This window comes from Streptomyces spirodelae, assembly GCF_017676385.1.
Classification (GTDB): Bacteria; Actinomycetota; Actinomycetes; order Streptomycetales; family Streptomycetaceae; genus Streptomyces; species Streptomyces spirodelae.
Genome location: NZ_JAFFZN010000024.1, coordinates 63,646 through 80,346 on the forward strand (window position 1 = coordinate 63,646; position 16,701 = coordinate 80,346).

The following is a 16,701-nucleotide window of genomic DNA, read 5'->3' on the forward strand; positions in this document are numbered from 1 at the left end:
CGGCGCCGCCGGTCCCGCCGTCTCCCCCGGGCACGCAGGGTCCGTACGGGCCGCACCCTCCCTCCGGTCCGCCGTCCGGGCCCGGCGGTGCCAACACCAAGGTGCTCGCCGCCATCGCGGCTGTGGTCGCCGTGGTGCTCATCGCGGGCGGCATATGGATGTTCACCGGTGACGACGGGGGCGGAGGCGGGGGCGGCCAGGCCGACGGCGGCGCGGTCGCCGGCGGCAGCACCGCCAAGCAGCTGTTCACGCTGGAGCAGCCCAACACCCACGTCAAGGACGCCAAGGGCGCGGACGGGGGCTGGGCCACCGAGAAGATCTACGCCAAGTCCACGATCAACGCCGTCGAGGGCTATCACATGGACGGCAAGCGGGCCTGGCGGGTACCGCTGGGCGGCCCGGTGTGCGCCGCGTCGCCGCACATGACCGACGACCACCTCACGGCGGTCGGCTTCGAGAAGGGCGGCCACGGCTGCAACAGCGTCGCGGTCTTCGACGTGGACACCGGCGAGAAGCTCTGGGAGAAGCCGGTCCCGTTCGGAGACACCATCTTCGGCGGCGGGGACCTCAACCTGACGGTTGCACAGGACACCGTCGCCCTCTCCTGGATCGGCGGTTTCGCCGCCTACCCGATCGAGGGCGGCGACCCGCTGTGGAAGAGCAAGGAGACGGGCGAGACCTGCGAGCACACCCGCTACGGAGGCGGCGCCCGGCTGCTGGCGGTCCTGGAGTGCGGCAGCACACTGACCGTCAATCAGCTCGACCCGAAGACCGGTCACTCCACCTGGGACGTCAAACTGCCCCGGGGCGTGGACGACGGACGCTCGGTACGGGTGGTGGACACGGAGCCGATCGTGTTGGTGGTGGGAACCGGTGACGAGGTCGAGTCGGAGGTCATGACGATCGACGACAAGGGCTCCGTCGCCGCAACCTTCAGCCTGGGCAAGCGCTACGAACCGGGCTGCGGGATCGGCAACATGGGCAGCGAGTCGTGCTTCAACGTCGTGGCGACCGACAAGACGGTCTTCGTCTCGACCAAGGAGCACAGCGGCAAGGGCGACGGCCTGGCCCGGACCAACGAGGTGATGGGCTTCGGGTTCCACAGCGGCGAGCCGAAGTGGAAGTCCAGCTCAGGCGACGACCGCACGGTCTACCCCATCGGGACCGAGGGCGACAAGGCGATCGCCTATGTGACTCCGACCCTGGAGAAGGGCGGCCAGGTCGTCAGCGTCTCGGCGGACGACGGCAAGCAGCGCGGGCTGCTGCGGCTGCCGGACAAGACCGCGGAGCAGCAGGGCCGCTTCCGCGTACCGACCATGAGCACCAGCGCACCGGCGCTGTACGAGGGCGGCCGGCTCTTCCTCCAGCGGAGCCTGCTGTACGGGAAGGACGAGCTGTCGGAGAAGGAGAGCGCGCCGATGGCCATGGGGTTCGGTACCGGACGGTGACGGAACCGCGATCCGGGTCCTCGGTGTCCGATGGTAGAAAGAACTTCCGCTCTGAAGTCTGCCATTGGTAGACCACATGTCCGATTCGCTCGGCCCTACGGGGGTTTGCCCTACGGGGGTTGAAGGTCCGGCGCCGGTCTGCCCGTAACGAGGGATTTTCATGTCGCAGCCGCCTCCGCCGCCTAGCCAGCCGCCACCCGGAGGCTTCGGCGCACCGCAGGAACCGCCGCGTGATCAGCAGGGGCAGCCGTCCTACGGCTACCCGCAGCAGCCCGGCTCCGACCAGTCGTACGGCTACCCCCAGCAGCCCCCGCAGCCTCCCCAGGGCCCGGCCGGAACGCCGTCGGAGCCTCCCACGCCCGCGGCACCCTCCGGCTACGGCTATCCGCAGCAGAACGCCCACGCGGCGCCCACGCAGGCCGCCTTCGGCGCTGTGACACCCCCGCCGCCGGGCCCGCCCGGGCAGCCCCCTGGTCCTCCCGGCCCTCCCGGTCCGCCGCCGGGCGGCTACGGGCAGCAGCCGCCGGCCGGTTACCCGTACGCCAACACCGCTGCCGGGGCGCCCGGTGGCGGAGGCGGTGGCAGGAACAACTCCAAGATCATTGCCGTGGTCGCCGGTGTGGTGGCCGTCGCGGTGATAGCCGTCGGTGTCGTCTTCTTCGTGACGAAGGACGACGGCGGCAAGAAGAACGAGTCCAAGGGCGACGACAAGAAGAACTCCCAGCAGAAGGACCCGAACACGCCGCCGAAGGACCCGCAGGCGAAGCAGATCGTGGACCTGAAGGCGCCGGAGGTCAAGGACTACACCGACGTCGGAGGCGGCTGGGCCACCGACAAGGTGTTCGCCAAGTCCTCGGTCCGGGAAATGATCATCAAGGAGTTCAAGTCCGGCAGTGAGACCAAGATCTCGCTCAAGGGCAATGTCTGCGCGGCCTCCAACGGGATGACGGAGGACCACAAGGTCGCCGTCGTCGTACAGGAGACCATCTCCAACAGCGCCGACTGCACCCGCATGGTGATCGTGGACCTGGACGCCAAGAAGATCGCCTGGGACAAGACCATGCCCAACGCGGACACCCGGTCCGTGGACAGCGTCGCCATCAGCGGCGACACCGTCGCGGCCGCGTGGATCGGTGGCTCCGTCGGCTACAAGATCTCCACAAAGAAGGAGCTGTGGAAGGCCAAGCCGAGCGAGTGCCGTGACGTCGGCTACGCGGGCGGCAAGAAGCTGTTCGCCGTGGTGGAGTGCGGCAGCAGCATCAGGAACCCGCAGGTTTCCGTGCAGCGTCTGAACCCCGACTCCGGCAAGTCCGAGTGGAAGTACGACCCGCCCAAGGGCGTGCGCAACGTCCGTATCGCCTCCACCGAGCCGCTGGTGCTGGTGGCCGGCGCGGGTGACGAGCTGACCAGCGATGTGCTGACCGTCGGCGAGGACAAGAAGCTCAAGGCGAAGATCTCGCTGGGCGACCGCTACGAGAGGCCCTGCCGGGTGGAGGTCAACAGCTGCTACAGCATCGCCGTCGGCCCCGATTCGGTCTACCTGGCGACCACCGAGCACGACGGGGGCTCCGACAGCCTGTCCCGGATCAACGAGGTGATGGCCTTCGACTTCAACACGGGCCGCACCAAGTGGAAGTCGAGTTCGGGCGACAGCCGCGAGATCGTCCCGTTCAAGATGCAGGGCTCCAACGTGGTGGCGTACAAGACGCCCAGCATCGGGCACGGTGGCGAGATCGTCACCATCGAGCCGAAGAAGGGCAAGCAGACCACTTTGCTGAAGATGCCGGCCTCCGACTTCGACGAGGGCGAGCAGGCGTTCTCCGTCTCCCCCGGTTCGCTGGACACCCCGCTGATCTTCGAGCACAACAGGTTCTTCCTGCTGGAGAACACCCTCTCCGAGAACCGCTCCAGCCTCCGGGACGAGGAGCCCCGGCTGGCGGTCGGTTTCGCGCCGAGCGGTGAGTAGCCCTTGAGTAGCCCTTCCTGAGGCCACAGCAGCACCGGCCCGGCACGGTTCTTCCGTGCCGGGCCGGTGCTGCTCGGGCAGGATCGGTTCAAGCCCTCCCTTGGGGATTTCAGCCCGTAAGGGGCGCGGAACGGCGAGTGAGCGTGTAGCTTCCCGGAGAACAAGAGAGGGGCTGCGCCGGGGGGTGCGGGGCCAACGGGAGTGTGTGGGGGGAGCGAGCTTGATGAGCGTGCGGCTCATGGTGGTCGACGACCACCGCCTGCTCGCCGAGGCTCTTGCCTCGGCGCTGAAGCTGCGCGGACACCGCGTGCTGGCGGCGGCCGCGCCCAGCGGCGGCGCCGCCGAGCTGGTGATCAGCAGGGCGCCGGAGGTGTGTCTGCTGGGCACGGCGACGCCGGCCGAACCGGGGGTCTTCGACCCGGTGGTGCGGATCAAAAGAGAGAAGCCGCAGATCGCGGTGGTGGTGCTCGGTCCGGTGCCGAGCCCGCGGGGGATCGCCTCCGCCTTCGCGGCGGGGGCGTCCGGCTATGTGCGGCACGACGAGCGGATCGAGGGCGTGGAGCGTGCCATGGTCAAGGCCAGGGCCGGAGAGGCCGCCGTGGCACCGCAGTTATTGACGCAGTCCTTCGCCGAACTGCTCAACCCGGCAGCGGAGCCGGACGACGAGGGCGCCCGGCTGCTGCAGATGCTCACGCCGCGGGAGGTGGAGGTGCTGGTACGGGTCGCCGAGGGCGAGGACACCCGGCTGATCGCCGCGGGCATGGGGATCGCCCCCTCGACGGCCCGCACCCATGTGCAACGGGTCCTGATGAAACTGGGCGTCGGCTCCCGCCTGGAAGCCGCAGCGCTGGCCGCCCGCACCGGCTTATTGGACCGCGCGGGTGGGGGCGCCCCGTAAGGAGGGGGCGCCCTGCAAGGGGCGCGGGGAACTGCTCCCCCAGCCTCCGGCCGGGAGGTACCCCCACAGCCAGAACGCGCCCGCAGACCGGCGACGGCACAAAGGGGCAGCCCCTACTCGGCGGCGTCGCCGTCCCGCACCGCGGGCGGCGGCACCGTCGGGCTCAGCCTCAGCCATACGAGGAAGGCCACGCCAAGTATCAGCATGGCGATGCCCGTCCACAGATTGATGTTGATGTCCTGCGCCTTCCTCAGGTCCTCCTCCGAGGCGAAGACCCCGGCGAGGGTGACGATCACGCCGTACACCACGAACAGGCCGCCGATGATGCGGCGTACGTCGAAGAGCCGGGCCGCGGTCTGCGACCGCCGCTCCAGTTCCTCCACGTCCTTGGCCACCTGCTGAGCGGCCGGCTTCGAGGGGGTGCTGTCATGACTCATGGGGCTACTCATGGAGCTTCAGTGTCCTCCGCGTCGGGGCTCAGAAGGAGAAGGGGACGTAGCAGACGGCGGCGAGGATCAGCGCGCCCCAGCCCAGCAGCGCGGGCTTGCGGTACCACGCGTCGTCGCCCTCGCCCAGCGGCTCGGGTTCGCCGGGCGAGCGGGTTCCGTAGACGAGCCCCGCGAGTTCCTCGGCCGGCTTGGGCTTGGTGAACAGGGTGACGGCCACCATCACCACGGCACCCACGGCGAAGGCCACGATCGATGAGACGAAGTTGGCGCCCTGGTCGGTGGGGATGTCGATGACGCCCTGCTTGTAGAGCCAGAAGTAGTTCACCATCGCGCCGACTGTGCCCGTCAGCAGGCCCCAGAACCCGGCCGCCGGCGTGGTCTTCTTCCAGAACATGCCGATGATGAAGACGACGAACAGCGGCACGTTGAAGAAGGAGAACAGCGTCTGGAGGTAGTTCATGATGTTGCTGAACTCGGAGGCGATGAACGCCGTCCCCATCCCGATCAGCACGCCGGCGACGGTGACCCAGCGGGCCGTGGCCACATAGTGCTCGTCGGGACGGTCCTTCTTCAGGTACGCCGCGTAGATGTCGTTGGTGAAGACGGTGTTGAAGGAGGAGATGTTCGCCGCCATACCGGCCATGAACGCCGCCAGCAGACCGGTGACCGCGATGCCGAGCACGCCGTTGGGCAGCAGGTCGCGCATCAGTACCGGGATGGCGTCGTTGTACTGCAGGCCCTTCTCGGTCTTGCCCAGTGTCGGCTCCATCACCAGCGCGATCAGACCGGGGATGACGACGACCGCCGGGATGAAGATCTTCGGGAAGGCCGCGATCAGCGGGGTGCGCCGCGCCGCTGAGAGGTTCTTGGCGGAGAGCGCGCGCTGCACCTCGGCGAAGTTGGTCGTCCAGTAGCCGAAGCTCATCACGAAGCCGAGGCCCAGCACGATGGTCAGCCAGTTGGCGCCCAGCGGGTTGGCGGAGCCGATGCCGGTGCCGTCCCAGGCGGTCATGAAGGCGCCGCCCTTCTCACCGGAGAGGGTGTCGGTGATGCCGCCCCAGCCGCCGACGCGCTTGAGGCCCACGACGGTGAGCGGGATCAGCGCGGCGAGGATGACGAAGAACTGCAGCACCTCGGTGTAGATGGCCGAGGAGAGGCCGCCGAGGGTGATGTACGCGAGCACGAAGAAGCCCGCGACCACGACGGATATCCACAGCTCCCAGCCCAGCAGCGCCTTGAGCACCAGGGCGAGCGCGTAGAGGTTGACGCCCGCGATCAGCACGGAGGAGACCGCGAAGATGATCGAGCTGAGCAGGTGGGAGGAGGGCCCGAAGCGGTGCAGCAGGAACTCGGGCACCGAGCGGACCTTGGAGCCGTAGTAGAACGGCATCATCACCAGGCCGAGGAAGACCATGGCGGGGATGGCGCCGATCCAGTACCAGTGCACGGTGTAGACGCCGTACTGGGCACCGTTGGCGGCCATGCCGAGGATCTCGGTGGCGCCGAGGTTGGCGGCCACGAAGGCGAGACCGGTGATCCAGGCGGGGAGCGACCGGCCGGAGAGAAAGAAGTCGAGGCTGGTCTTCACACTGCGCCGGGCGGCGAAGCCGATCCCGAGTACCACGGCGAAGTAGATGCCGAGAAGTGTGTAGTCGAGTCCGTTGGTGGGGAGCCGTAGCCCTTCGGCCAGGTGCAACATGGGTCACTCGCTTCATCGCGCGATCGGAACGGACGCGAACGTACCGCCGGTGTTTCAACTTTTGAAAGGTCTTGTTGCAGGAATTTGTTTGATTGTGATGATTAACGAGCGCTCCGTGCAGCCCGGAGCCGGAGCCGTCTCGGCTCTTCTGTTGGCTCCTGGTTCCTTGTGTGTGATTATGTTTGAGGTCCAGGAACGAGGAGCCACCCGGTGAAGAAGACCTCAGGCCGTCTGGCGGACGGCCGCGAGATCGTTTACTACGACCTGAGCGACGACACCGTCCGTACCGCTGCCGACCGGCGGCCGATGCCCGGTATGGAGGCGCACTCCGAGATCCGGCACGACCCGCTGCTGGACGAGTGGGTCGGTGTCACCGCGCACCGCAACGCGCGCACCTACCACCCGCCGGCCGACGAGTGTCCCCTCTGCCCGTCCCGCGAGGGGCGGATGAGCGAGATCCCGGAGGCCGACTACGACGTCGCCGTCTTCGAGAACCGCTTCCCCTCCTTCCGCGGGGCGCCCGGCAAGGAGGAGAACGAGGACGCCGCCGGGCTCTTCCGGCACGCGCCGGGCGCCGGCCGCTGCGAGGTGGTCAGCTTCACCTCCGACCACCACGCCTCCTTCGCCGACCTCGACGAGGAGCAGGCCCGTCTCGTCCTGGACGTATGGGCGGACCGCACGGCCGAGCTGTCCCGGACGCCCGGTGTCGAGCAGGTGTACTGCTTCGAGAACCGCGGCGAGGAGATCGGGGTGACCCTCTCCCACCCGCACGGCCAGATCTACGGCTATCCGTTCACCACCCCGCGCACGGCCCGCATGCTGCGCTCACTGGCCGAGCACGGCGCACAGACCGGCGGCAACCTCTTCGACGACCTCGTCGCTGCGGAACGTGCCGCGGGGGAGCGGGTCGTCATCGAAGGCGAGCACTGGACGGCCTTCGTCCCCTACGCCGCGCACTGGCCGTACGAGGTGCACCTGTACCCCAGGTCCCGGGTGCCCGACCTGCTGGGACTGGGCGAGGAGGCGCGCGCCGAGTTCCCCGGGATCTACCTGGAGCTGCTGCGCCGCTTCGACCGCATCTTCGGCGAGCAGGAGGCCCGCGCTCCCTATATCGCCGCCTGGCACCAGGCACCGTTCGGCGACTGCGACGGCGACGGCCGCGGCCCGCACCTGGCGCCCCGCGAGGAGTTCGCGCTGCATCTGGAGCTCTTCACCATCCGACGGGCTCCCGGCAAGCTGAAGTTTCTCGCCGGTTCCGAGTCCGGCATGAACGTGTTCATCAACGACGTACCACCGGAGGCCGCGGCGCGGCGCCTGCGCGAGGTGGCTTCATGAAACACACAGCAACGGGTGGTTTCGTGGGCGCCGTCGGTGAAGAAGCGAACGGAAAGATGGGGCAATGGCCAAGTACCTGGTGACCGGCGGGGCCGGATATGTGGGCAGTGTGGTGGCGGCACGTCTGCTGGAGGCGGGGCACACCGTCACGGTCCTCGACGACCTCGACACCGGCTTCGCGCAGGGTGTGCCGTCCGGCGCCGAGTTCGTCAGCGGCCGCATCCAGGACGCCGCACGCGTACTGGACGCCTCGTACGACGGCGTGCTCCACTTCGCCGCGCACTCCAAGGTGGGCGAGTCCGTCGAGCAGCCCGAGAAGTACTGGCGCAACAACGTCGGCGGCACCGTCGAGCTGCTGGCCGCGATGCGTGAGGCGGGCGTACGCAGGCTGGTCTTCTCCTCCACGGCCGCCGTCTACGGCGAGCCCGAGCGCACCCCCATCACCGAGACCGACCCCGCCGCGCCCACCAGTCCGTACGGCGCCTCCAAGCTGGCCGTCGACCACATGATCGGAGGCGAGTGCCGGGCACACGGCCTGGCCGCCGCCTCACTGCGCTACTTCAACGTCGCGGGCGCCTACTTCACCGCCGACGGCGCCGCCTACGGCGAGCGTCACGACCCCGAGTCGCATCTGATCCCGCTGGTCCTCCAGGTCGCGCAGGGGCGGCGCGAGGCGATCTCGGTCTACGGCGACGACTACCCCACACCCGACGGCACCTGTGTGCGCGACTACATCCACGTCGCCGACCTGGCCGAGGCGCACCTGCTCGCGCTGGACCACACCGCCCCGGGTGAGCACCTGATCTGCAACCTCGGCAACGGCAACGGCTTCTCCGTACGTGAGGTCGTCGAGACCGTCCGCAAGGTCACCGGGCACGACGTGCCCGAGCAGGTCGCCCCGCGCCGGGGCGGCGATCCGGCCGTCCTGGTGGCCTCGGCCGACCGGGCGCGCACAGAACTGGGCTGGCGGCCCGAGCGCAGCGGACTGGAGGAGATCGTGGCCGACGCCTGGCGGTTCGCTCAGCGGGCCGCGGCAGCCGCCCAGGAGCGGACACCGGAGGGCACCGCGTGAGCCAGGGAGCGCGCGAGGGCTTCCGCGAGGTCTACGGCGCCGAGCCGGAGGGCACCTGGGCGGCGCCCGGCCGGGTCAACCTCATCGGTGAGCACACGGACTACAACGACGGCTTCGTGATGCCGCTGGCCCTCCCGCACACCGTGCACGCGGCCGTGGCGCGGCGCGACGACGGCGTGCTGCGGCTGCACTCGGCCGATGTGCCGGGCGCCGCCTACCAGCTGAGGCTCGACGAGCTGACGCCGGGCGCTGACGGCGGCTGGGCCGCGTACCCGGCGGGCGTCGTGTGGGCGATGCGTGCAGCGGGGCTGCCGGTCAACGGCGCTGATGTGCAGATCACCAGCACCGTGCCCACCGGCGCCGGGCTGTCCTCGTCGGCCGCTCTCGAGGTCGTCACCGGCTTCGCGTTGAGCGAGCTGTACGGGCTGGGGCTGTGCAGGGCGGAGCTGGCACGGCTGTGCCAGCGGGCGGAGAACGACTTCGTCGGCATGCCCTGCGGAATCATGGACCAGATGGCCTCGGCGTGCTGCACCGAGGGCCATGTGCTGCACCTGGACACCCGCGACCTGAGCCGGCGCCAGGTCCCCTTCGACCTGGCCGCCGAGGGGCTGCGCATGCTCGTCGTGGACACCCGCGTCAAGCACACCCTGGCCGACGGCGCCTACGCGGAACGCCGCCGGGCGTGCGAGGCGGGTGCGACGGCGCTCGGCGTCCCGGCGCTGCGCGATGTGGCGTACGAGGAGCTCGGCACCGCCCTCGCACGCCTGGACGCCAGGCTGGACGACCCGGGGGTGCGCGGCTGTGTGCGGCACATCGTCACGGAGAACCGGCGGGTCGAGGAGACGATCGCGCTGCTGGACGCCGGTGAGACCCGCGCTGTGGGCCCGGTGCTGACGGCGGGACATCTCTCGCTGCGCGACGACTTCCGCGTCTCCTGCGAGGAGCTGGACCTGGTGGTCGAGTCGGCGCTGGCCGCGGGAGCGCTCGGCGCCCGGATGACCGGCGGGGGCTTCGGCGGCTCGGCGGTCGTGCTGGCCGAGGAGACCGGGACCGAGAAGATCATCGAGGCGGTGACCTCGGCTTTCGAGGCCGCGGGTCATCTGGTGCCGCAGGTGTTCGAGGCGGTGCCGAGCGCGGGCGCGCGCCGGCTGTGAGGCTGGTGCACGGGCGGCGGGGGCCGGCTCGTGCCGGGCGGGTGTGCTCCACCGCGCAGGTGCGCTCCTGACGCGCCCTGGCACGCCCTGACGCGCCCCCACAGGGTCACGAGTAGAACGATTTTTGTTAATTGCCTTCCGTTGTCACAGCCCGGCCGTACCCTGAATCTTGTACAGCGCCGGTGGGGGCCGGTGCTGATCAGGGGGCGAGACAGCCGGGTACGACGCCCAGGGGCGGGGTAGACAGCGAACACGGCGGCGGCCGTGTCGATGGCGCGCTTTCCCGCGCATGGGCGCCGTGCCCGCACTGCCAGGGGGTGGCATGCAACGTATTCGTGTGCTGGTGGTCGACGACCACCGCATTTTCGCCGAGTCCTTGGCCGCCGCGCTCGCGGCCGAACAGGATGTCGAAGTTGGCGCGGCGGGCAGCGGTGCGGCAGCGCTGCGTCATCTGGAGCGCGGCGCGGCCGAGGGCCGCCGGTTCGACGTCCTGCTCGTCGACGCGGACCTGGGCGCACCGCTGAACGGGGCAGCGCAGCCGGGCCAGCCCCCGGTGGCCGGTCCGGCACCGGTGCCCGCGCAGGCTCCGGTGCCCGCGCAGGCTCCGGCGCCCCACCAGGGCGCGCCCCGCACCAACGGCGAGAGGCACGCACACGGCAGAGCGCTGGGCACGGCGCAGGACGACCCGGCGGCGGTGAGCAGCGCCGCGGCGGGCGCCCCGGCGCCTGAAACGCCCGCCTCCCCGCCCGCCACCGGCGGATTACCGCTGGTGGCCCGGGTCCGCGCCGACTATCCGGCGGTACGCACCGTCGTCCTGGCCGAACGGGACGACCCCCGGCACGCCGCGGCCGCGCTGCAGGCCGGCGCGGGCGGCTGGGTCGCCAAGGACTGTTCCCTCTCCCGGCTCCTCCAGGTGATCCGCGGCGTCCTCAAGGACGAGACACATCTGCCGCCCGCCCTTCTCACCGGCGTACTCAAGGAGTTGACCGCCAGCCGCAAGCACCGCACCGAGAGCGAACGCCTGGTGGAGTCCCTGACGCCGCGCGAGCGGGAGGTCCTGCGGTGCATGGTGGCGGGGCTGGGCCGCAAGGCCGTCGCCGAGCGGCTGTATCTGTCGCCGCACACGGTACGGACCCATATGCAGAACGTCCTGGGCAAGCTGGGCGTCCACTCCACGCTTCAGGCCGTCGCGCTGGCCCGGCGCGCCGGAGTCGGCCCGGCGGAACTGGAACCGGCAGCAGCGCGCTGACCGGCTGACGCGCCTGCATCCTGCGTGGTGCCGGGCCGGTCGTCGGCTCCTCGCTCTAGGCTCTGCGGTCCGATCACTTCTGATCGCATCGCCGAGCCCGACGACCGTGGAGATGTGGCAATGCAGCAGATGACCGAAGCCCAGTGGCGGGACTTCGTCCTGACGGGCACCCGCACCGGCAAGCTGGCGACCAACCGCAAGGACGGCCGCCCCCATGTGACCCCCGTGTGGTTTCTGCTGGACGGGGAGGGCCGACTGGTCTTCAACACGGGTGGCAGTTCGCTGAAGTACCACGCGCTGCGCCGCGAGCCCCGCTTCGCCCTGTGCGTGGACGACCAGGAGCCGCCTTTCAGCTTTGTGATGCTGGAGTGCGTCGTCGAGGAGTTCGCGGACGATCTGGAGCTGATGCGCGAGTGGGCCACCCGGATCGGCGGCCGCTACATGGGAGCGGACCGCGCCGCGGAGTTCGGGGAGCGCAACGCCGTTCCCGGCGAGTATCTGGTGCGGGCCCGTATCGAACGAGCGGTCGCCTACGCGGAGCTCGCCGACTGAGGGGGCAAGCCGGGCCCGCTCACACCGAGTTCTTGTAGACGCTCCAGCCTCCGTCCACCACCAGGTCGGCGCCCGTCACATAGGAGGCGTCCGGCGAGAGCAGGAAGGCGATGGCGGCTGCGACCTCGTCGGGGCGGCCATGGCGGCCGATCACCGTCTCACCGGCCGCCTGCCGCCGCTCCTCGGCGCCGATCCCGTCCCAGGCAGGCGTCATGATGGGGCCCGGCAGCACGGAGTTGACCCGCACCCGGGGGCCGAAGTCCGCGGCGAGCTGCCTGCCGAGCCCGGTCAGGCCCGCCTTGCTCGCGGCGTAGGCGGGCCGTCCGGGCAGTCCGACCAGGGCCTGCACGGAGGAGGTCAGCACCACCGCACCGCACCGCTCGCGCAGATCGCCGACGCAGGCCCGCACCCCCAGGAAGGCCCCGGTCAGATTGGTGCCGAGCTGGGCCTCCCAGTCGGTGACGGAGATCTCGTCGGCCGCGCCGCCGCGCACCAGCGCCGCGTTGCAGACCAGCCCGTCGACGGGGCCGAACCCCTCACGCGCCGTCTGCACGGCACGCGTCCAGGCCGGTTCGTCCGTGACGTCGCCCAGCACGAACGCCGCCCGGCCGCCCGAGGCCGTGATCTCCCGCGCGGTGCGGTGCGCCCCGGCCTCCGCCGTGTCGAGGATGACGACGGCCGCCCCCTCGTCTGCCAGCCGGTGCGCCGTCGCGGCACCGATACCGGATGCGCCTCCGGTGATGATGACCGTCCGTCCCTCGAACCGCGCGCCCATGGCCATGCGCGTGATCGTACGGCCCGGGCGGGCACGGAGGGTAGGGCGCTTCGGCCGGGTGGGTTGCCCGGAGGGCCGCCGCTCAGGTGGGGATGTTGTCGAACGGCGCCGTCAACTGGCGCAGCAGCCCGGCCAGCTCGCCGCGCTGCACGGGGGAGAGCTCGACGAGGATGGCGCGCTCCTGGTCGAGCAGCCCGGCCAGCGCGCTGTCCGCGCGGTCCCGTCCCTCGGCGGTGAGCCGGACCAGGACACCCCGCCGGTCACTGGGGTCGGGCAGCCGCTCCACCAGCCCCTTCTTGGCGAGGCGGTCGATGCGGTTGGTCATCGTCCCGGAGGTGACCAGCGTCTGGGTGAGCAGCTGGCCGGGGGAGAGCTGATAGGGGGTGCCCGCACGGCGCAGCGCTGTCAGTACGTCGAACTCCCACGGCTCGAGACCGTGCTCGGAGAACGCGATACGCCGCGCCCGGTCCAGGTGCCGGGCCAGCCTGCTGACCCGGCTGAGCACCTCGAGCGGTTCGACGTCGAGGTCAGGGCGCTCCCGGCGCCATGCTGCCACCAAACGGTCGACCTCGTCCTCCATGGGATCAGTGTAGAGGTTGTGTCGACGTGAAGTCTCTTGACGTCAAGAGAGCGTGCGGGCACGCTGCTGCCATGTGGGACCCCCAGCAGTATCTGCGGAACGCCGGACCTCGCCTTCGTCCCGTTCTCGATCTTCTCGCACACGTACCCGATCACCTGCCCGGTCATCCCCAGGTGCGGATCGCCGACCTCGGCTGCGGCCCTGGCGGACCCAGCGAGCCACTGGCCCGGCGGTGGCCCCGGGCGCACATCACCGGGTACGACAACTCCCCCGAGATGCTCGCCGAGGCCGCGGCGCACACCCGGACCGGGCGGCTCGACTTCGCCCACGCCGACCTCGCACACTGGCGCCCCGACCCGGCCGAGAACTTCGGCCTGCTCTTCTCCAACGCGGCGCTCCAGTGGGTGCCCGGCCACCAGCACGCCTTCCCCGACTGGCTCGCCGCCCTGCCGTCCGGTGGCGTCCTCGCCTTCCAGGTGCCCGGCAACTTCCACGCTCCGAGCCACACCCTGCTGGCCGAACTGCGCGACTCCCCGCGCTGGCGGGGCCGCGTCGGTGCCGCATCGCGCACCGACGCAGTCCTCACCCCGGCAGCCTACGCCGAACTCCTCGCGCCGCTCGGGCCCGACGGCTGCGACGTCGACGTCTGGGAGACCACCTATCTCCACCGGCTCACCGGTCCCGACCCGGTACTCGAATGGACCAAGGGCACAGCGCTGCGCCCCGTACTGGAACGCCTGGCCGACGACCCCGACGCGCGGGACCGTTTCCTGGCCGAGTACGCGGAAGCCCTCCGGGAGGCGTACCCGGCCGACGCGGACGGTACGACGGCGTTCCCGTTCCGCCGCGTGTTCGTCATCGCCGCCAAGCGCTGAGGCATCATGCCTTGTTGCCCGGCAAGAGGGCCGGCAGTCAGCTCATGCCCTTACGGGGTGCGGCGCCACTCCGGGGCGAGGACCGACCAGACCTCCATGTCGGCCCGCTCGCCCCGGTACAGAAAGCTCTGTCGCAGCACGCCGTCCTTCCGCATTCCCAGGCGGCGGGCCACGGCGATGCTGGGCTCGTTCGCCGAGGAGACGTGCCACTCCACGCGGTGGATGCCGCGCTCCTCGAAGGCCCAGTCGATGATGACCCGTACCGCCCGGGTCACCAGGCCCTTGCCCACCGCCGCCGGCTCCAGCCAGCAGCCCGCCTCCGCGGTGCCCTGGGGCACGTCCATGGTGCGGAAGAGCACCCCGCCGACCAGCTTGCCGTCGGCCGTCCAGATGCCGTGGATCCGCCCGGTGTCGGTGGCGGCCTTCTCCGCGTACGACTGGAGGAAAGCACGGGCCGAGGGCAGATCCTTGTTGGCGTCCGGCAGCCCCACATGGGCCCCGATGAACTCCCGCCCGCGCTCGATGTGCGCCAGGAACTCCTCCGCCTGCCACGGCTCCAGCGGGCGCAGCTCGGCGCCGTCGTCACCCAGGGATATCGCGAACATCCTCGTCCTTCGCGCTCGGGGTGCGCACACCTCGGCACACCACGAGGGGGAGCTTCGCACACGCCCGGCCACTGGACCGAGGAATTTCTTGCCGAGCCCGGGGGACTCAGGAGCGCCTGTGGCCTATCAGGCGCGGCTTCTGCTCCAGGCCGTCGAGGCCGTGCCAGGCGAGATTGACGAGGTGGGCCGCGACCTCCGCCTTCTTGGGCTTGCGGACGTTGAGCCACCACTGGCCGGTGAGGGCCACCATGCCGACCAGCGCCTGGGCGTACAGCGGCGAGAGCTTGGCATCGAAGCCCCGGGTCTTGAACTCGCGGCCGAGGATGTCCTCGACCTGGGTGGCGATGTCGGAGATCAGCGAGGCGAAGGTGCCGGTCGACTGGGGGAGCGGGGAGTCCCGCACCAGGATGCGGAAGCCGTCGGTGTACTGCTCGATGTAGTCCAGCAGTGCGAACGCGGCCTGTTCCAGCAGCTCACGGGGGTGGCCCCCCGTAAGCGCCCCGGTCACCATGTCCAGCAGACGTCGCATCTCGCGGTCGACGACGACCGCGTACAGGCCCTCCTTGCCGCCGAAGTGCTCATAGACGACCGGTTTGGACACCCCGGCCTTATGGGCGATCTCCTCCACCGACGTGCCCTCGAAGCCGCGTTCGGCGAAGAGAGTGCGGCCGATGTCCAGCAACTGCTCGCGGCGCTCCTTGCCGGTCATCCGGCGGCGGGTGCGCTTCTTCGGGCTGCTGGACGGCGGCGTCCCACCGCCGAACGGCGGCGTGGTCTCGTCGGTCGGCACGGAGTGGGCCTTCCCTGTTGTCCGGCTGTCTCGGGACCCGGGGGCCTGCTGAGGCCCCTGGGTCAGCACGCCATCATGCCGCCCTGGCCGGCTGCTCCGGACGGCGGGAGTCGTCGCCCACGGCGCCGGCCGCTGCCGGGTCCTGCTCAGCGGTGTGGGGGGCGCCCTGCTTGGCCTTGCGGCGGCGCGAGCCCTCCGTGTTGCGCCGCGAGTCGAGCCGGTCGTGCTTCGGCCAGCGCACGTCGTACGCCCAGCCGGCCTTCTCGAACCAGCGGATGATCCGCGCGCTGGAGTCGATCTGACCGCGCTGGACGCCGTGCCGGGCGCAGGTGGGGTCGGCGTGGTGCAGGTTGTGCCAGGACTCGCCGCAGGAGAGGATCGCCAGCCACCACACGTTGCCCGATTTGTCCCGGGACTTGAAGGGGCGTTTGCCGACGGCGTGGCAGATGGAGTTGATCGACCAGGTGACGTGGTGCAGCAGCGCGACGCGCACCAGCGAGCCCCAGAAGAAGGCGGTCACCGCGCCCTGCCACGACCAGGTGGCGAGGCCGCCGATCACCGGCGGGATCATCAGCGAGACGACGGTCCACATCACGAACTGGCGGGAGACGGCGCGCAGCGCGGGGTCCTTGACCAGGTCGGGCGCGTACTTGTGCTGCGGAGTCTGCTCCTCGTCGAACATCCAGGCGACGTGCGCCCACCACAGGCCCTTCATCAGCGCGGGGATCGTCTCCCCGTAGCGCCACGGCGAGTGCGGGTCGCCCTCGGCGTCGGAGAACTTGTGGTGCTTGCGGTGGTCGGCGACCCAGCGCACCAGCGGGCCCTCGACGGCGAGCGAGCCCATGACCGCGAGCGCGATCCGCAGCGGGCGCTTCGCCTTGAACGAGCCGTGTGTGAAGTAGCGGTGGAAGCCGATCGTGATGCCGTGGCAGCCGATGAAGTACATCGCGACCATCAGCCCCAGATCGAGCCAGCTCACCCCCCATCCCCAGGCCAGCGGCACCGCGGCCACCAGCGCGACGAACGGGACGGTGATGAACATCAGCAGCGCGAGCTGTTCCGCCGAGCGCCGCTTCTCACCGCCCAGCGTCGCGGAGGGCAGCGGGGTCGGGGAGGCGGCACCTGCGGCCTGTCCGGTGGTGGAGGTGGCCCCCGGCGAGTCGGCGGGGGCGTCCTGTGGCGAACTGTCGAGCACGTCCGGGCTTGTCGTCATAGATGTCCCTCATTGGACCTCGGCTTGGCTACGGTTCCGTA

Annotated in this window: 16 protein-coding genes; 9 read left to right on the forward strand and 7 right to left on the reverse strand. The window is 70.4% G+C overall.

The window, feature by feature from the left end:
- Positions 1–101: 101 nt before the first annotated feature.
- The 3 genes from JW592_RS23790 (at position 102) to JW592_RS23800 (ending at position 4,312) form a co-directional block, all read left to right on the forward strand.
- Positions 102–1,448 carry an outer membrane protein assembly factor BamB family protein gene (locus JW592_RS23790; RefSeq protein ID WP_209267249.1) on the forward strand — a complete coding sequence of 449 codons (1,347 nt, stop codon included), beginning with the start codon at positions 102–104 and terminating at the stop codon, positions 1,446–1,448.
- A 160-nt stretch (positions 1,449–1,608) separates the two neighbouring features.
- Positions 1,609–3,414, forward strand: coding sequence for an outer membrane protein assembly factor BamB family protein (locus JW592_RS23795; RefSeq protein WP_209267250.1), 1,806 nt, complete (start codon positions 1,609–1,611; stop codon positions 3,412–3,414).
- Positions 3,415–3,637: 223 nt separating this feature from the next.
- Positions 3,638–4,312, forward strand: coding sequence for a helix-turn-helix transcriptional regulator (locus JW592_RS23800; protein WP_209267251.1), 675 nt, complete (start codon positions 3,638–3,640; stop codon positions 4,310–4,312).
- A gap of 113 nt (positions 4,313–4,425) precedes the next feature.
- On the opposite strand, the gene JW592_RS23805 is transcribed toward JW592_RS23800, so the two are convergent.
- Positions 4,426–4,749 (reverse strand): hypothetical protein, encoded by a 324-nt coding sequence (locus tag JW592_RS23805; protein ID WP_209267252.1) that lies wholly within the window; start codon positions 4,747–4,749, stop codon positions 4,426–4,428.
- A gap of 40 nt (positions 4,750–4,789) precedes the next feature.
- On the reverse strand, positions 4,790–6,460 hold the full coding sequence (locus JW592_RS23810; protein ID WP_209267253.1) for a sodium:solute symporter family protein: 1,671 nt from the start codon (positions 6,458–6,460) through the stop codon (positions 4,790–4,792).
- Positions 6,461–6,670: 210 nt separating this feature from the next.
- Here JW592_RS23810 and galT point away from each other — a divergent pair, with 210 nt between their 5' ends.
- The 5 genes from galT to JW592_RS23835 all read left to right on the forward strand — a co-directional run bounded on the left by galT (position 6,671) and on the right by JW592_RS23835 (position 11,822).
- Positions 6,671–7,795: a galactose-1-phosphate uridylyltransferase gene (galT, locus tag JW592_RS23815; protein ID WP_209267254.1), complete on the forward strand. Its 1,125-nt coding sequence runs from the start codon at positions 6,671–6,673 to the stop codon at positions 7,793–7,795.
- A gap of 64 nt (positions 7,796–7,859) precedes the next feature.
- Positions 7,860–8,867 (forward strand): UDP-glucose 4-epimerase GalE, encoded by a 1,008-nt coding sequence (gene galE, locus JW592_RS23820; protein WP_209267255.1) that lies wholly within the window; start codon positions 7,860–7,862, stop codon positions 8,865–8,867.
- Positions 8,864–10,021, forward strand: coding sequence for a galactokinase (galK, locus tag JW592_RS23825; RefSeq protein ID WP_209267256.1), 1,158 nt, complete (start codon positions 8,864–8,866; stop codon positions 10,019–10,021). The genes galE and galK overlap by 4 nt, the downstream gene beginning before the upstream one ends.
- 322 nt (positions 10,022–10,343) lie before the next feature.
- Positions 10,344–11,270, forward strand: coding sequence for a response regulator transcription factor (locus tag JW592_RS23830; RefSeq protein ID WP_209267257.1), 927 nt, complete (start codon positions 10,344–10,346; stop codon positions 11,268–11,270).
- Positions 11,271–11,390: 120 nt separating this feature from the next.
- On the forward strand, positions 11,391–11,822 hold the full coding sequence (locus JW592_RS23835; protein ID WP_229376690.1) for a PPOX class F420-dependent oxidoreductase: 432 nt from the start codon (positions 11,391–11,393) through the stop codon (positions 11,820–11,822).
- A gap of 19 nt (positions 11,823–11,841) precedes the next feature.
- On the opposite strand, the gene JW592_RS23840 is transcribed toward JW592_RS23835, so the two are convergent.
- Both JW592_RS23840 and JW592_RS23845 read right to left on the reverse strand, forming a co-directional pair.
- Entirely contained in the window at positions 11,842–12,597 is a 756-nt protein-coding gene (locus JW592_RS23840; RefSeq protein WP_209267309.1) for an SDR family NAD(P)-dependent oxidoreductase, read from the reverse strand.
- 82 nt (positions 12,598–12,679) lie between these two features.
- On the reverse strand, positions 12,680–13,177 hold the full coding sequence (locus JW592_RS23845) for a MarR family winged helix-turn-helix transcriptional regulator (protein ID WP_209267258.1): 498 nt from the start codon (positions 13,175–13,177) through the stop codon (positions 12,680–12,682).
- A 71-nt stretch (positions 13,178–13,248) separates the two neighbouring features.
- On the opposite strand from JW592_RS23845, the gene JW592_RS23850 reads away from it, so the two are divergent.
- Positions 13,249–14,052, forward strand: a complete 804-nt coding sequence (locus JW592_RS23850; protein WP_209267259.1) for a trans-aconitate 2-methyltransferase — start codon at positions 13,249–13,251, stop codon at positions 14,050–14,052.
- Between the two features lie 50 nt (positions 14,053–14,102).
- Here JW592_RS23850 and JW592_RS23855 read toward each other — a convergent pair whose 3' ends face one another.
- The 3 genes from JW592_RS23855 to JW592_RS23865 form a co-directional block, all read right to left on the reverse strand.
- Entirely contained in the window at positions 14,103–14,657 is a 555-nt protein-coding gene (locus JW592_RS23855; RefSeq protein WP_209267260.1) for a GNAT family N-acetyltransferase, read from the reverse strand.
- Positions 14,658–14,763: 106 nt separating this feature from the next.
- Positions 14,764–15,447, reverse strand: a complete 684-nt coding sequence (locus JW592_RS23860; protein WP_209267261.1) for a TetR/AcrR family transcriptional regulator — start codon at positions 15,445–15,447, stop codon at positions 14,764–14,766.
- Positions 15,448–15,520: 73 nt separating this feature from the next.
- Positions 15,521–16,660, reverse strand: a complete 1,140-nt coding sequence (locus JW592_RS23865) for an acyl-CoA desaturase (RefSeq protein ID WP_209267262.1) — start codon at positions 16,658–16,660, stop codon at positions 15,521–15,523.
- Between the last annotated feature and the right edge of the window lie 41 nt (positions 16,661–16,701).

Bases quoted from the DNA above. Each gene is read 5' to 3' on its own strand.
- JW592_RS23855 (WP_209267260.1), bottom strand. From the start codon at position 14,657: ATGTTCGCGATATCCCTGGGTGACGACGGCGCCGAGCTGCGCCCGCTG.
- JW592_RS23810 (WP_209267253.1), bottom strand. From the start codon at position 6,460: ATGTTGCACCTGGCCGAAGGGCTACGGCTCCCCACCAACGGACTCGAC.
- JW592_RS23800 (WP_209267251.1), top strand. From the start codon at position 3,638: ATGAGCGTGCGGCTCATGGTGGTCGACGACCACCGCCTGCTCGCCGAG.
- JW592_RS23795 (WP_209267250.1), top strand. From the start codon at position 1,609: ATGTCGCAGCCGCCTCCGCCGCCTAGCCAGCCGCCACCCGGAGGCTTC.
- JW592_RS23835 (WP_229376690.1), top strand. From the start codon at position 11,391: ATGCAGCAGATGACCGAAGCCCAGTGGCGGGACTTCGTCCTGACGGGC.
- JW592_RS23845 (WP_209267258.1), bottom strand. From the start codon at position 13,177: ATGGAGGACGAGGTCGACCGTTTGGTGGCAGCATGGCGCCGGGAGCGC.
- JW592_RS23805 (WP_209267252.1), bottom strand. From the start codon at position 4,749: ATGAGTCATGACAGCACCCCCTCGAAGCCGGCCGCTCAGCAGGTGGCC.
- galE (WP_209267255.1), top strand. From the start codon at position 7,860: ATGGCCAAGTACCTGGTGACCGGCGGGGCCGGATATGTGGGCAGTGTG.
- JW592_RS23865 (WP_209267262.1), bottom strand. From the start codon at position 16,660: ATGACGACAAGCCCGGACGTGCTCGACAGTTCGCCACAGGACGCCCCC.
- JW592_RS23840 (WP_209267309.1), bottom strand. From the start codon at position 12,597: ATGGGCGCGCGGTTCGAGGGACGGACGGTCATCATCACCGGAGGCGCA.
- JW592_RS23830 (WP_209267257.1), top strand. From the start codon at position 10,344: ATGCAACGTATTCGTGTGCTGGTGGTCGACGACCACCGCATTTTCGCC.
- JW592_RS23850 (WP_209267259.1), top strand. From the start codon at position 13,249: ATGTGGGACCCCCAGCAGTATCTGCGGAACGCCGGACCTCGCCTTCGT.